Below are 14,622 nucleotides of genomic sequence, written 5' to 3'. Positions count from 1 at the left end.
CTGCGCGGCCTATCCTATGGTGCCTACACGCTCCACACACACAGCTAGGCACACCTGCAACTCTGTCACTGCATCAGGTATGCTTGCGGCACAACAGAGGGTATCCGGCTATACCCGGGTACAGTTTCTACCGTGACAAAGCGAGCCTCAGCATGACCAACCGCGTAATTTACCCCGGCACCTTCGACCCGATTACCAACGGCCACCTGGATCTAGTGGAACGGGCCGCCAAAATGTTTGATGAGGTCGTGGTAGGAATCGCTGCGAGCGAGAAAAAAGGCCCACTCTTCTCTCTGGATGAACGAGTAGAGCTAACCCAGAGCGTGCTCTCTCACCTTCCGAATGTGCGAGTCACCGGATTTTCCAAGCTACTGGCTCATTTCTGTCGTGAAGAAGGCGGTAACATCTTGCTACGGGGCCTGCGGGCCGTCAGTGATTTCGAATACGAGTTCCAGCTGGCCAATATGAACCGCAAGCTCGCTCCGGAGTTGGAAACGGTTTTCCTCACGCCGGCAGAGCACCTGTCTTTTATTTCCAGCTCACTGATTCGTGAGATCGCATTGTTGGACGGCGACGTGAACAACTTTGTGCCACCACTGGTGGCCGAGGCGCTGGAAGAGAAACGCAAGGCGCGACAGAATTAGAACATCGCGACCCGCTTCTAGCGGCAAGCCAAAACGCGATTCTCTACACGATGATCTGAAAAGAGCGTAGCTGCACCCGAGTGTTGAGGCGAGAGCAGGGCCTAAAGTCAAATCATCCACGATAACCGTGTCGTTGCTTGTTTCAACGCCAATAACAATGCAGGAAGCTTCCTGTGGGAGCGCCGGTTAAAGCACGTCTACCAGGGTATAGCTGAATACACGGAGGAATCCCCATGCGCCATCTGCTTTCGCTCCTGCTGCTAATTACTGTTACCGCCCAGGCCGCCGGGCCAGGCAAGAGTGCGGTTGCCAGTGCCCATCCACTGGCAACTCAGGCTGGGCTGAATATTCTGGAGCAGGGCGGCAATGCCTTTGATGCGGCAGTCGCGGTGGCCGCCACTTTGGCCGTGGTCGAACCCTATTCTGCCGGCATGGGCGGCGGTGGCTTCTGGCTGCTACACCGGGAACAGGATGGCTTGCAAACCTTTGTAGATGCCCGCGAAACGGCTCCCGACGCGGCCACCGCTGCCATGTACCAAAACAAAGAGGGTAAGGTGATGCGCGACTGGGCAGTAAACGGCCCCAGCGCTGCCGGCATTCCCGGCCAAGCCGCCGCTTTCGTCCATCTCGCGGACAATTACGGTAAGTTGCCGCTCACTTCCACTCTAGCCCCCGCTATTGCTTTGGCCGAACACGGCTTCCATGTAGAGGAGCATTACCGCAAATTAGCAGGTTACCGGAAAGACGTGCTTAACCGCTTTCCGGAAGCCGCCGCTATCTTCCTGCACAACGGCAAGGTGCCGCCCAACAACCACCTGATCAAACAAGCAGATCTTGCCCGGGTACTCAGAGCCCTCGCTGAAAAGGGAAACGCGGGCTTTTATCAGGGCGAAGTGGCCAAACAGCTGGTAGACGGAGTGCAACAAGCTGGCGGTATCTGGACACTGGACGATCTTGCTAACTATAAGGTTGTAGAGCGCACCCCCACCGTCAGCCAGTTCCGCGGGGGCCGGGTAATCTCAGCCCCACCACCGTCGTCTGGCGGCATCGTTATGGGCGAAGCGCTCAATATTCTCAGCCAACTCAACGACGGCAACACCGCAGAAATAACCCCGCACCTGGCCATCGAGGCCATGCGCCGCGCCTATCAGGACAGGGCACGGTATCTTGGCGACCCGGACTTTGTGGATATACCTGTGGATAAGCTGTTGAGCATAGGCTACGCCAAGCAACGCGCCAGCAGTATTACTCTCGACAAGGCCACTGCCAGCAGCAGCCTGGGCGAGCCCGTCGGCGTAGAAGAAGGCTTTCATACCACCCATTTTTCGGTACTGGATAAAGACGGCAATCGAGTGGCCGCTACGCTAAGCATTAACCTGCCATTCGGTAGCGGCTTTGTGGCCCCCGGCACCGGCGTTCTTCTCAATAACGAAATGGACGACTTCTCCGCCAAACCCGGCAGCCCCAATGCCTATGGCCTGGTCGGCAGCCAGGCCAACGCCATTGCCCCCGGCAAGCGCCCCCTGTCATCCATGACCCCCACCTTCGTGGAGTTCGACGACCGCATCGCCATTCTCGGCACCCCCGGCGGCAGCCGCATCATTTCCATGGTAATGCTGGCCGTGCTGGAAGCCAGCAACAACAAACCAGTGGAAGACTGGGTCAACGCAGTGCGCTACCACCATCAATACCTGCCCGACGAAGTGCAGGCGGAGCCGGCATTCATCGACAGCCAAGCCGCAAAAGACTTGGTACGTAGGGGGCATAAGGTGGTTTCCACTGGCCGTAACTACGGCAACATGCAGGCTATACTGTGGCGCCAAGATAGTGGCGAGGTCACCGCTGCCAGCGACCCACGAGGGATCGGTAGCGCCGAAATTCGAGCCCCACATTCATCCAAGGAGCAATCAACAGAGTAGAGGCAAAGCGTTAACTTAATCCTAGGCCAGCAGGCTTTTCTGCCCTCAAATGGAGGTTCGCGTGGACGCTAATGTCACCCTACACCCCCTGAATCAGGGCTTTGCTAACGATCTGTTTACACTCACCAACAGTAATCGAAACTTCCTGCGCGAATGGTTGCCTTGGCTGGATCAGGTGTTAACGGTCGACGACACAAGACACTTCATTGAAACCGCTGAAAAAATGGCCGCCACTGGTGACGCCCACTCCTTTGCCATTGTTCATTTGGGGACTGTATGTGGCGTCACCGGGTTCAATAATATCAACCAACCTCATCACACAGGATCCATCGGGTACTGGCTCGCGCAGACCCACACGGGTCAGGGCATCGCGACAAGTGCGGTCAGGCAACTCCTCAATATTGGTTTCACAGAATATACACTCAACCGGATCGAGATCCGCTGTGCGCTGAACAACAGGCGAAGTCGAGCCCTGCCGGAACGATTGGGTTTTGTGTACGAAGGAACGCTCAGGCAAGCCGAATGGCTTTACGACCGGTTCGTAGATCAGGCGCTCTACGCGTTACTCAAATCCGACTATCGACCATAAATTCGACCGTCGAAAATGACCACACCCTAAGCCCTTACCCACGGCCCCGTGGCCCTTATACTGCAGCAAGTGATCCGCTGGTACTCTTTACCGCTAACTTACCGCCTAGCGAGTTACAGTCTGACAAGGTCGCCTTTATGCGATCTCTGCTCAATCCTGCTCTCCCGTTGATGCAAGCCCCATGGCTGGCCAGCAACCGGGCTAACCATACCATCTGACCGCAATATTTTCTGAGCGCCCCACACGGGGGATAGTCAACCGTCTAATGCATGAGTTAGGCTACTTTCCGGACATCGCGCCTGCCTTTTCACTAGCCGGCAACGCCATTGGCCCATTGCGCACAGCAGCAGAAGCGCTGTGCAGCGGTAACGCCTGGCTAGCCGATGAGTTTTAACGGCGGATAGACACAATGGGGGAGGCTTATCTCCTCTCATCCTAAGGCTGTCGTCAGCCGTGCTATGGCCCCATTTAACCTTGTGAGCAACTTGGCAAGCGTCAGAATCAACACCCTGTTTACTGCCGCGCCTGGCAGTGTGAATCATCTCCGTCCGCTTGCCGGACGTAATAGGAGCAACCACCATGCAACGTATCGAAATTCACAAGACCTTTCCGTTTTCCGTGGACAAGCTGTTCAACTTTCTCAGCGTGCACGAAAATCTGGAACTGATTTTTGCCCCGGCCAAGATCAAACGTATTAAAGACGGACAGGACAGCCCCAACGGGGTAGGTTCTACCCGCAAAATGCAGATCCTGATCGCGCCACCGTTCGAAGAAACCGTCACCAAGATAGTGCCTAACGAGCGCATTGAATACGCCATCACCAAGGGCAGCCCTCTCAAGCACCATAAGGGCGTCATGCGCTTTTCCGAAGCCGCCAATGGCGGCAGCAAGCTGGACTACACCATCGAGTTTGAAGGCAAGTTGCCACTGATCGGCCCGATCATCAAAGCCGGCCTGGGCCAGGCTATCGGCCGAGGGCTGAACAAGCTAAAGCTGTAAACCGCACCCTGTAGGTCAGATTAGCCACAGGCATAATCCGACATTAGGCAATGAACTCGGCAGCAGGCTGCCGGGTTCCGCCGCTTCACGGCTAAGCCGACCTACAAACGTTTCTCTAAAACCCGCATAAAAAACCGCCGACGCCCTTGCTTGTGCAGACATCGGCGTTAAACCGGTTATTTTTTGGTGTTTCAAGGCGGGTTAGCCGTAAGGGTCACCCGCTGAACCTTCTCAAAATTTATAATCGAACCGTACATTGGCCCCACGTGGCGCCCCGTAGAACGCCTGCCCAACGTACAACGAGTTGTAATATTTTTCGTCCGTCACGTTGTTCACGTTCAGGGTGGTGGTCAGGTGTTTGGTCCAATCGTAGCTGGCCATCAGGTTCACCAACGCATAGCTATCCTGGGTGGTTTTCGGTACGCCACCCGTGCCGCCCCGGTAAATGCTGTCCTGCCAGCTGACCTGCACACCGGTTTTCAGTTTCTGGAGGGCGGCGGGACGATAGGTGGTAGACAGGCGGACAATTTCCCGCGGGGTATAGGTGCGAATTTCATCGCCGTCCTGGTCTTCAATTTCCAGCCAGGTGTAACCACCGGCTAATTGCCAGCCGGGCAGAATTTCACCGCTAATTTCCCCTTCATAGCCAAAGCTTTCCACATCCACACCGCCGTAATAAGTATCAGGGCCGATCATCCCAGCGGCTTCTGCCAGGTTTTCCTGATCTGTTCGGAAGGCAATCAAGGCAGTATAAATCCGACCATCCTTCCATTCGGATTTCAGGCCCAGCTCTTGAGTTTCACCAGTTACTGGCTCCAGGCGCTGACCTGTGATGTCTTCTTCGGTCTGTGGATTAAAAATTTTAGTGTAGCTACCGTACACAGAATGCACATCCGTCAGGTCGTAGATCAGACCAACATAAGGCACGGTTTCGCTGGCACTGGCATCTTTACTGGCGCCGTAACCTTCACCCTCGCTGGTCACGTCCACATAGCGAGCGCCGCCAATCAGGGTCAGCGGGTCGGCCAGGCTAAGGCGAGTGGCCAGGTAGGCGCTGCGGTAGCGGTCATCCCACTTGCTACCGCTGGTGGAGGCATCGAAGGTCGGCTTGGGGTAACTACCACCAAAAGCCCAGTCCGGAGTCAGCGCGGTTCCGATGCCCTGCCCATAGTTTGAGGTTTCCTCAATACGGCCTTTCGCATAGTTAGCTCCAATCACCATTTCGTGAACACGGCCGCCCACTTCGAACGGGCCGCGGGCGTACAGATCAAACACACGCTCGGTGACCTTGTCGTCATACTGGCTGGGGTAGGCGAACAGGCCGGTTTCGTCCTTGTTGGGTGTGCCGTACACATAGAACAACTTGGATTCACCTTCCATCTTGCGGTAGTTGAACACCGCATTGGCTTCCCAACCGTTATCGAAACGCTGCCGCAGTTCGGCGAACACAGACTCGGTATTACTGTCCCAGTATGCCCAGTCGGCGGCGGTGCTGGTTTCCACGTCGTAGTCGGTCGCGGTGCCGTCGGAATAGAACAGCGGCAGTGACCCCCACATGGGGCTGTCTGCATTGCTGTTCTGGTAGCTATAACCCAACGTGAACAGCGTTGAATCAGTCACATCAGCCTCAACCACCCCGTAGAAAACACCACGCTCATTTTCATAACGGTCCAGATAAGAATCACGATTCTGATACGCTGACACCATACGACCACGGACCCGCCCATCCTCAGTCAGGCTACCGGAGGTATCCACTTCAACACGGCGGTTATCCCAGGAGCCATAGCTCGCGGAAAGTGTGCTATGGGCATCTAGTGTAGGGCGCTTGCGAACATAATTGACGGTGGCGGAAGGATTGCCCAAACCGTTCATCAAACCATTGGACCCGCGCACAATTTCCACCCGTTCAAACAGGCTCGTATCCGTATCTCCATTAACGATTTCGTAGGGCAACGGCATGCCCAGTCCGTCGTACTGGTAGTTGGTAATTTCAAAGCCGCGAGCGTTGTAATACACCCGATCGGTTTCCACTTGGTCAACCACCACCCCAGGTGTAGCCGCCAATGCTTCGCTCACCGACACGATCTGGAAATCATCCATCAAGGTCCGCGACACTACTGAAACCGACTGCGGCGTTTCCCGACGGGTCAGCGACAACCCGGTGGGTGCGCTCAGCGGGGTTTTCGGCTGGTAGCTTTCCGAAGTATCGGCAAGCGTGCCTTGGTTTGTTTCTTCATTCACCGTTACTGACGGAATTTCATGTACGTCATCGTTATCGGTTTCCACCTCTGTTGCCGTCGAAACCAGTGGAAATAGCAACAGTGAGGCCGCCAACGGGCGGCCCCAAAAACGTGCAGAAGTGATGATCATGATCGTGCCTGTAATTGTCTCTGCATCCCGGACCATCACTAACCGCTACTAACATACCTTGCGCTAGCGCGAGCGACCGGACTCAGGAACAGATGATAATGCAGGCGCGAACCATTCTCAATTGCCCCCTGTTTTTTGGCCTGCTTTGCCCTCAGACAATAACGATTGCAGTTCAGCCCTCCCTCTCGCGTTGGTTTCCACTAACATCTCCATGTCCGCGCGATGTTCAATCTGTTCCAGTAACAGGCGCTCATCCAACTCCCGAAAACTGCGCACCAAATCAATGGCCGTGGACTCAGGCACCCCTAACTGCATTAACGTCAGGCGCGCACTCAGCAGGGCGGATTCAAAGCTTTCTCGAATCACTTGCTCCACTCCAAGGGCATGCAGCTTGTAAGCGTGATAGCGGTCACGGGCACGAGCCACGATGGTCACATTGGGGAAATGGTCGCGCACCAGCTCTGCGGCTTTCAAAGAAGCGTCCACATCATCCACGGCCAGCACCAGCACCTTGGCCTGTCCCAGCCCGGCGTTGTGCAGCAGATCTAGCCGGGTCACATCACCGAAGTACACCTCATTACCGTAACGACGCAGCAAATCGATTTCGTCCGGGTCCGAATCCAGCGCAGTGAAGGGGATCTGGCGCCCCACCAGAATCCGGGCAGTGATCTGCCCGAAGCGACCTAGCCCAGCAATCACCACCTGGGGGTGGTGATTGCTGGGCATGTCTTCTTCTTCCAGATCCTTGCGCGGTGCCTTGCCATCCGCCTTAGGCCACAAAAGCGTTACTAGTTTCAGCAACAACGGGGTACAGGCCATAGACAACGCCACCACCAGATTCAGCTGCCCGGCCAGAGTGCTATCGAGTAAATTCAACGTCTGAGCCTGAGTCAGCAGCACAAAGGCAAACTCACCGCCCTGGCTAAGCAGAATGCCGAACATGACGGTACTGCGCCATTGCGCTCCACGCAGTCGGCTAATGGCGACCAGTACCAGCCCCTTTAGACCCAATAACATAACCAAGAACAACGCGATGTTGCCCGAATGATCCAACAGCAGACGCAAATCCATGGTCATGCCGATGGCCAGGAAAAACAGCCCGAGCAACAGACCCTTGAATGGCTGGATATCGGTTTCCAGCTGCTCCCGATACGGCGAATTGGCCAGCAGCACACCCGCCACAAAAGCCCCCAGCCCCATAGACAGCCCCAGGTGTTCCATCAACGCCGCAGAACCCAACACCAACATCAGTGCACTGGCGGTCATCAGCTCCCGGTTACGCAGCTTGGCCTGCCAGCCGAGCCACGGGTTCAACGCATACTTGCCCGCTAATACCATCGCCGCCAGCGCAACGAGGCCTGCCAATAACTGGGGGCTATCTTCACCCGCCTGGGCCCCGGCCAGTAACGGCAGCAATAGCAGAATCGGGATCACAGCCAAATCCTGAAATAACAGAATGGAAAAGGCTGATCGCCCCTGAGAGGTACCCAGCTGGTTGGTTTCCACCAGCATTTGCACTACAAACGCCGTGGAGGACAGCGCGAGGGTGGCCCCGATCGCCACGCTTTGATGGCTATCGAAGCCCAACAAATAAAAACCGCCGGTCAATAGCAAGGCACTGAACACCATTTGGCTGGCCCCCAGCCCTACCAGCCGCTGGCGCTGCGCCCATAGTTGCTGCGGGGCCAGCTCCAACCCGACCAAGAACAGCATCAACACCACCCCCAACTCGGCAAAATGCAGTACATCGTTACCGCCACTAACCAGCCCAAACCCCAACGGCCCTACAGCAATGCCCGCCGCCAAATAGCCCAGAATGCTGCCCAGCCCCAGCCGTTGGAACAACGGCAACAACACCAGTGTCGCCCCCAGCAACACCAGCGCCTGCGAGAAAAATCCGTCCACACCGCTCTCCTTTTTGTCTTAGCTAATGCTAGCGGATTTCGTTTGTTCACGTTGTTAAAGGCATTTAGCGCACGTTTTGCACCATAATTGCCCAGGGAGCAGCAAACCCTTAGTATTGCGCTCTTTTTCTGCCCTGGATTAGTGCACACCATGAGCAAGCAAAGCGATCAGCTCCGCCAGCAACTAGTGGGTGGCGTGTTACGGCAGCTGCATCTGGAAGCCATGAGCGAACGCTTTAATCCCCGTGTGGTGTTGGCACTGTTTAATCTCGTCAATGGTGGCCTGAGCATTGCACTGATCGCCAGTGTGGCGCTGGTTACTCAGCAAGCGTTTATCTTTCCCTCCCTGGGCGCCAGCGCCTTTCTGTTATTTCATCTTCCCTTGGCGGAAGCCGCGTCCCCCCGCAATGTGCTGTGCGGCCATCTGATCGGCGCACTGTGTGGCTGGGCATCGTTATGGGTATGCGGGCTGCATGATGCGCCAGCCGCCTTCATTACCGGGGTAGAATGGCCCCGTGTGGTGGCGGCAGGGCTGTCATTGGGCATGGCCAGTGCATTGATGATCCTGTTTCGGGTGGCTCACCCCCCGGCCGCCGCCACCGCACTGATCGTGTCGCTGGGGCTAATGCATGAGCTGCAACAACTGCCGGTGTTGCTTAGCGCCGTGGCATTACTGGTTGCTCAGGCTTTCGTAATCAATCGGCTTGCCGGCATTCCTTACCCATTGTGGAAAACCCCTCAACCGAACACCTAATACCCCGCGCCCCGACACAATGAGAATGATTCCGTTTTATGCTAGGCTGCGCGGCATTGTCAGCCCGGTTGGATTCTGCATGCGCGCATTACTGGTTCTACTTCACCGCTGGTTCGGTCTCTTCATTGCCGCTTTTCTGATTATTGCCGGCTTGACCGGAGCCGTGATTTCTTGGGATCACGAATTGGATGAATGGCTTAACCCGCATCTTTTTACAAGCCAGAGCCAAGGCGAGCCACTGCCCATGCTGGAACTGGTCCGTCATGTGGAAAACGCGGACCCGCGAGTCCGGGCCAGCTTCTTTGCCCTAGAAGCAGAGCCGGGCCATAACGCCGAAATCTGGGTGGATGCCAAAGTAAACCCGGACACCGGGCGGCGCTACGAACTGGGTTACGACCATGCCTTCGTAGATCCGGTTACCGGCGAAATCGTCGGCAAACGCGAATGGGGGGAAATCTCCCTGCACCCGGAACACCTGATGTCGTTTCTGTACAAGCTGCATTTCACCCTGCACCTGCCGGAATGGAACGGCATCAACCGCTGGGGCATCTGGTTGATGGGTGCCGCCGCCATGGTCTGGTTATTCGACACGTTTATCGCCATGGCGCTGACTCTGCCGCGCAAACGCCGCACCCAGAAACCGGCGGGCAAGAGCTGGCTGCAACGCTGGAAACCCGCCTGGATGATTCGCCGCGGCGCGGGCGCCTACAAACTGAATTTCGACCTGCACCGGGCCGTCGGCCTGTGGACCTTCGCTTTATTGTTGATGCTAGCCTTTACCTCATTTTCCCTAAACTTATACCGAGAAATCTTTTACCCGGTCATGTCTATAGTGTCCGAAACTACCCCCGGGCCGTTTGAAACACGCACGCCCACCGCATTGCATGACCCCGTAGAACCCCAGGTTAGCTGGCCTGCATTGTTCCAAAAGGCTCGAACGCACGCGGACAATCGCGGCTGGGACGAGCCCATGGGTGACACCTTCTACAGCGACAATTTTGCGGTCTTCGGGGTGCGCTTCTACTACCCAGGGGAAGACCACGATAGCGGCGGAATGAAGGTGAAGAGCCTCTATTACGATGGCCGCAGTGCCGCTTTAATTGGTGAGGAAGAGCCCTGGGAAGGCACCGTCGCGGATGTCTTCAGCCAACTACAGTTCCCCCTGCATTCTGGTCGCATCGTCGGTCTACCTGGGCGCATTATCGTCTCAATCATGGGCATTGCGGTCGCCATGCTCTCCATCACCGGGCTGGTAATCTGGTGGAAGAAAAGAAAGGCGAGGGTAACGAGCAAGCGTCGTAAACAAGAAGCAGCGATGGCGGCTACCACCACGCCTTGAGCATTGCAGAAAGCGTGTCACTCCAAGGGCCGGACAAACGCTTTTACGTTGCTGCCTAGGGCTTCACTCACTCCCACGCTGCGGTTCGCAGTTAGGGAGCATCGCCCACGAAAGAATAGAGGTATGTTTGCCCAAACAAAAACCCCCGCGTTTGCGGGGGGGGGGGTTGTGTTTACCACTTGAGGGGAGCGTCCGAGGATCCCGGCGTCGCAGCCTGGCCAGCGGGTGACGCCAACGAACGTTGGGCCTGCTTGTCCGAGCGTACCCGGTCACCTACTTGCAAAGGGCTCGCTTCACCTTCCACTCGAGCAATGCCGTAGTCGGTGCGTACATCGCTCACCTTAAGGGTGGCCAAGGCTTCGCCTTCCAACTTGATGGTCATACCGGTATCCGGGTCTTTCATTTCCCCGGCAGGACGATACACCTTCATGATGCCGCCTTTCTCCAAACGCCCTTGGCCCTGGCTCAGAAATACCGCCTCACCATCAACTTTAATCACCTGCACCGGATAAAGCACGTCAGTGGCATCACCGGCAATGGCGCGGGCAATTTCCGGGTAGATCTGATCGGCTAAACGCTCCGGGTGATTACGGTCGTCGATGTTGAGCTGGCGGGCAATCTCACGGATAACCGCTTCTGATTTGTCCCACTCGTAAAGATCGCTCCACAGAATTTCCGTGGTAGTGGTGTCGATAAGACGATAGCGGACCCGCACATAGGGGGCGTAACCACCCATCTTAGCGCCGTAGAACGCTTGCGCGCTGTCGCCAATCTGGAAGTCTTCAATGGTACCCACCAACAGCAGATCCGCGCCCTTACGCTGACCCAGCCGTGCCATTTCTTCCGGGGCGATGCTGCCTTGGGCCACCACGCCCAACTCTTCATCGACATCCGCAAGGTAGGTACGGTCCAGCACCCGGTAGCGACCGGACTGGGAAAATGCCATTGTTAGGTTATCTTGAAGTTGATGCTGCACTTGGCTCGCGGGCACCTTGATATCACCGAGATCATAGCTGCTTTTGGCGCTCTCAAAAGTAGCAATGGCAATGCCTGGCAAGTGAGAGCGGTCCGGGCCGATAGTCTTGGGCCGCAGGATCTCCGCTTGAATCTGCGCCTGCCAGATACCGTCATTTACCTGCTTCACTGTCTGGACCTGGTAGGTTTTTATGTTACCCAGCGTTGGCAACTGCGGCTCCGGCACCGACGTCTCTTTGCCCTGCCAAGTAGACACATCTCCCTTTTGGTTGATCACCCATTCATACACATTTGTGCGGAAATTAGGATCCACCGCCAAGGTCACACCACCTCCCTGACGCACAGCCGCGACCAGGGCATTGGTCATGGCTTGCTCCGGGTTATCGCCATACCCCCGCGCTGACACGGAAACGGTTTCGGTCATCGCATAGCTCAAAGACGAACAAAGCAGCAGGATAAGAAAAAAGGGAGAGAAAAGACGTTTGATCATGAAAGATCTCCTTGCCAATAGCGGCAACCGCTCCACCACTTATATCACGAATAAGGCCGGCATGAACCGGGAACAAAGCGTATCAATAACGCCGTTCCCGCGCACCCCAATAACGGAGGCAAGCCTCCCTGCCTCCAACCGCCTCGGTAGAACTAGGCGTGGGTTGCCGTAGTCATTTGCCACCGCAAATACCGTCGCTTTACAGGCCGAACAGGCTTTTGGATTTGGTCTTGCGGATTTCTTTCTCGTTCGCCCACTCAATGATACCGGTCTGGATGTTGAGCAACTTCAGGGTGAATTTGTAATACACATCTTTGGTGCTGCCATCACGCTTCACAATGGAAGAAAAGTTACCGTACATCATGAACTCAGCGCCGATTTGACGACCCATGGCCGCGGCAGTGCTCTGATCCACCAGGCCGGAATCACTCTGGTAATCCAACTGTTCGCGTACACGATTAACCACCGTCATGTCGGCAAAACGAAATTTACCGGAATTGATCAGCTTGGACTGGATGGTATCTGTGATGGATTCCGTATCCACATGCTCGGTGGTCTTGTTCTTGATGCGATCGACAAAGACCACCGGGCGACGGCTCTGGGTCATCTGCACAATGGGCGGGAACACCAGCATGTCATCCACCATCTTGCTGGCAATCATCTGCAGGTCAGTGGAACCGAAGTCGGTATTCACGGTTTCACGGCCTTGGGCATCACCATAATCCACAGTGGAACAACCAGACAGCACCAATGCAGCGCCGAGCATCATCATTGAAAATAAACGTACCATTCTTATTTCTCCTTGTTCCTTGTTGCGTCAGCTGGGCTGACCGTTATTCCTGCACCCAGATTTCGAAGCGCACGGCGGACGGGTTGGGGGACACCCCCTGCACACTGTTCTGGCTACGACCGGCCATCACCACCTGCCGCCAGGGCTGGGCTTCTGGCTCAAGCTCGAAACCGTCGGCATCAAACCATTTGAACTTGTATTGGAAGTCGAGCTGGAATTTCCAGTCGTTTTCCAATACAGCCTGAACCTGAAGCAAATCGCCAACGCGCTTTTGACGCAGGTCTACAACGGAAATGCGGCTGGAGAGCAAGCTATTGCTGGAATGCACCTTAGTGACGACTTCGCCGTCTTCGGTTACTTCCATCTGGCCTTTATTGCTGGCGGAACATGCCGCCAGCACCAACGCTACCAGTATTGCCAACATCGGGCGTAAAAATGTCATAGGGGACCCTCCTGAACGGGTAATATGCGAGTAATCAACTGGCCAGGTACGGCCACTGCATGAATCACGGTGAGGCCCCGGCGCACGACCGGAACCGTCAGCGTTCTGTTACCTGCCGGGGTACTTAGCACTAATACGTGCTCACCTTGAGGCAAGTGAAGTCGGGTAGCCTGAGCATAGGCTGGCAAGCTCAGCCAGCTGCGACGGTCGGCCTGCTCACTAACCAAATTATAAATCTGAGTGCTCAATGAGCCTAATAGGCCGAAGTTGTCGTTGGCCTGTTTTTGCATGTTGTATTTAGCCGTGGCCCGCAGCGTCTGGCGTACCAACATGCCGGGCATGCGCTCTTTCAAATCTTTCGCGGCCAAGCCGCCCACATCCGCCAACACCACGGTTTCGCCCAACGGCTGGCTAGCGCTGTCGAGCACTCGCAGGCTGTCCGGGCGTGGCTTGCTGCTAATCGCATAGGTCGGGAATGCCACGGAAAACACCCCGTGGACAGTGGGAATCGGCAGGGAGAACTCTTCCCGGGGTTGCACAAAGCCCTGTTCATAGAGCACCGCCACCATGCCCTCATCACTGCCACTCCGAGCCTCTGGGTTAGACACCCGTTCCACGTCTTCCTTAATCATATCGATGCCGGAATGGATCTCCAGCGCTTTCTTGTAATCGACCAAGGCATCGTTATATTCACCATGCGCCTCCCAGAACAAGGCAGACAGATAGAAGGTCCAGGCATTCTGGAAGCTGGCTTTAACGTCACCGGCTACCGCATCAATACCCTCGAAGTAACCATCGAACTGGGACACGTCCACGTCGTTCTCTTGCGCCTTTTCCTCAGCCTTAGCGATTTCCTTTTCCCGTTTGCTGGCCGACACCCGCTGCTCCAGTGCCGCCGCCCGCAATTCTACAGCGGTGCCGGTGACATCGTTTTCAGCCCAATAATTCATGGCCTGATAGGCACGGGTAAAGATGCGCTCGTAGTCCGGTGCCACATAAGGGCGGGCATTATCGTTGGTGAGCAAAGAGGTGCCGCTGGCGGCTAGAGAGGACACTTGGATTTTCGCGCTGGCGTCTTCAGCATCGTATTTGGACACCGCATCGGCAAAGGCATTACGGCTGACCTCACCCTGGCCATTGAGCTGCGCGACCCGGCCTAACTCTTGAAGATACAACACGCCATCGCCCCCGGCGGTGGCTTTCTCCAATTTCTGCATGGTCCCCAAACTGGCAGCCTCATTCCCCAATGTGGCTTTCCATTTTTGTGCCTGGCTGGGGTAAGAGACGAACAGGGAGTTCGTGGCACACCCACTCAGCGTTGCCAACAACGCCACCCACAGGCATCCCTTCCTTAATAAATTCATGGTCTTAGTGTACGCCCCAAGAAAAAAGCCGAAGCAGGCAAGT

12 protein-coding genes are annotated in these 14,622 nt (G+C 55.9%); 6 read left to right on the top strand and 6 right to left on the bottom strand.

The features are described from left to right. Nucleotides 1–152 precede the first annotated feature (152 nt). The 4 genes from coaD to ABO_RS00390 all read left to right on the top strand — a co-directional run bounded on the left by coaD (nt 153) and on the right by ABO_RS00390 (nt 4,151). A complete protein-coding gene (coaD, locus tag ABO_RS00405) occupies nt 153–644 on the top strand; it encodes a pantetheine-phosphate adenylyltransferase (RefSeq protein ID WP_035461592.1) in 492 nt (163 codons plus the stop codon). Nucleotides 645–877: 233 nt separating this feature from the next. After that, the gene (gene ggt / locus ABO_RS00400; protein ID WP_011587378.1) at nt 878–2,563 is read left to right on the top strand and encodes a gamma-glutamyltransferase; all 1,686 of its coding nucleotides are present in this window, start codon (nt 878–880) and stop codon (nt 2,561–2,563) included. A gap of 61 nt (nt 2,564–2,624) precedes the next feature. Continuing rightward, complete coding sequence (locus ABO_RS00395) at nt 2,625–3,152, top strand: GNAT family N-acetyltransferase (protein ID WP_231483534.1); 528 nt, start codon at nt 2,625–2,627, stop codon at nt 3,150–3,152. 579 nt (nt 3,153–3,731) lie between these two features. Then, complete coding sequence (locus ABO_RS00390) at nt 3,732–4,151, top strand: SRPBCC family protein (protein WP_041704560.1); 420 nt, start codon at nt 3,732–3,734, stop codon at nt 4,149–4,151. A gap of 231 nt (nt 4,152–4,382) precedes the next feature. On the opposite strand, the gene ABO_RS00385 is transcribed toward ABO_RS00390, so the two are convergent. Together ABO_RS00385 and ABO_RS00380 are read right to left on the bottom strand one after the other, a co-directional pair. Further along, on the bottom strand, nt 4,383–6,521 hold the full coding sequence (locus tag ABO_RS00385; protein ID WP_148201409.1) for a TonB-dependent siderophore receptor: 2,139 nt from the start codon (nt 6,519–6,521) through the stop codon (nt 4,383–4,385). Nucleotides 6,522–6,638: 117 nt separating this feature from the next. Next, nucleotides 6,639–8,426: a monovalent cation:proton antiporter-2 (CPA2) family protein gene (locus ABO_RS00380; protein WP_011587373.1), complete on the bottom strand. Its 1,788-nt coding sequence runs from the start codon at nt 8,424–8,426 to the stop codon at nt 6,639–6,641. Between the two features lie 150 nt (nt 8,427–8,576). Between ABO_RS00380 and ABO_RS00375 the strand changes: the two genes are divergently transcribed. Both ABO_RS00375 and ABO_RS00370 read left to right on the top strand, forming a co-directional pair. Then, nucleotides 8,577–9,179: an HPP family protein gene (locus ABO_RS00375; protein WP_011587372.1), complete on the top strand. Its 603-nt coding sequence runs from the start codon at nt 8,577–8,579 to the stop codon at nt 9,177–9,179. Nucleotides 9,180–9,258: 79 nt separating this feature from the next. Next, entirely contained in the window at nt 9,259–10,518 is a 1,260-nt protein-coding gene (locus ABO_RS00370; protein ID WP_011587371.1) for a PepSY-associated TM helix domain-containing protein, read from the top strand. Between the two features lie 172 nt (nt 10,519–10,690). Here the strand turns inward: ABO_RS00370 and ABO_RS00365 are convergent, their stop codons facing one another. From ABO_RS00365 to ABO_RS00350, 4 genes are all read right to left on the bottom strand, one after another. After that, nucleotides 10,691–11,983, bottom strand: coding sequence for a CsgG/HfaB family protein (locus tag ABO_RS00365; protein WP_011587370.1), 1,293 nt, complete (start codon nt 11,981–11,983; stop codon nt 10,691–10,693). 199 nt (nt 11,984–12,182) lie between these two features. After that, nucleotides 12,183–12,773, bottom strand: a complete 591-nt coding sequence (gene lpoB, locus ABO_RS00360; RefSeq protein WP_011587369.1) for a penicillin-binding protein activator LpoB — start codon at nt 12,771–12,773, stop codon at nt 12,183–12,185. A gap of 43 nt (nt 12,774–12,816) precedes the next feature. Continuing rightward, nucleotides 12,817–13,215, bottom strand: a complete 399-nt coding sequence (locus tag ABO_RS00355; RefSeq protein WP_011587368.1) for a YcfL family protein — start codon at nt 13,213–13,215, stop codon at nt 12,817–12,819. Beyond that, nucleotides 13,212–14,579, bottom strand: coding sequence for a COG3014 family protein (locus ABO_RS00350; protein WP_011587367.1), 1,368 nt, complete (start codon nt 14,577–14,579; stop codon nt 13,212–13,214). Before ABO_RS00350 ends, ABO_RS00355 begins: the two co-directional genes overlap by 4 nt. Nucleotides 14,580–14,622 lie beyond the last annotated feature (43 nt).

It is taken from the genome of Alcanivorax borkumensis SK2 (assembly GCF_000009365.1).
Classification (GTDB): domain Bacteria; phylum Pseudomonadota; class Gammaproteobacteria; order Pseudomonadales; family Alcanivoracaceae; genus Alcanivorax; species Alcanivorax borkumensis.
This window is presented reverse-complemented; position numbering and strand designations above follow the sequence as displayed.

What these genes read in the sequence shown, in the direction of transcription:
- ABO_RS00350 (WP_011587367.1), bottom strand. Translation starts at nt 14,579, where the DNA reads ATGAATTTATTAAGGAAGGGATGCCTGTGGGTGGCGTTGTTGGCAACG.
- ABO_RS00390 (WP_041704560.1), top strand. Translation starts at nt 3,732, where the DNA reads ATGCAACGTATCGAAATTCACAAGACCTTTCCGTTTTCCGTGGACAAG.
- ABO_RS00355 (WP_011587368.1), bottom strand. Translation starts at nt 13,215, where the DNA reads ATGACATTTTTACGCCCGATGTTGGCAATACTGGTAGCGTTGGTGCTG.
- ABO_RS00385 (WP_148201409.1), bottom strand. Translation starts at nt 6,521, where the DNA reads ATGATCATCACTTCTGCACGTTTTTGGGGCCGCCCGTTGGCGGCCTCA.
- lpoB (WP_011587369.1), bottom strand. Translation starts at nt 12,773, where the DNA reads ATGGTACGTTTATTTTCAATGATGATGCTCGGCGCTGCATTGGTGCTG.
- ABO_RS00365 (WP_011587370.1), bottom strand. Translation starts at nt 11,983, where the DNA reads ATGATCAAACGTCTTTTCTCTCCCTTTTTTCTTATCCTGCTGCTTTGT.
- ggt (WP_011587378.1), top strand. Translation starts at nt 878, where the DNA reads ATGCGCCATCTGCTTTCGCTCCTGCTGCTAATTACTGTTACCGCCCAG.
- ABO_RS00370 (WP_011587371.1), top strand. Translation starts at nt 9,259, where the DNA reads ATGCGCGCATTACTGGTTCTACTTCACCGCTGGTTCGGTCTCTTCATT.
- ABO_RS00375 (WP_011587372.1), top strand. Translation starts at nt 8,577, where the DNA reads ATGAGCAAGCAAAGCGATCAGCTCCGCCAGCAACTAGTGGGTGGCGTG.
- coaD (WP_035461592.1), top strand. Translation starts at nt 153, where the DNA reads ATGACCAACCGCGTAATTTACCCCGGCACCTTCGACCCGATTACCAAC.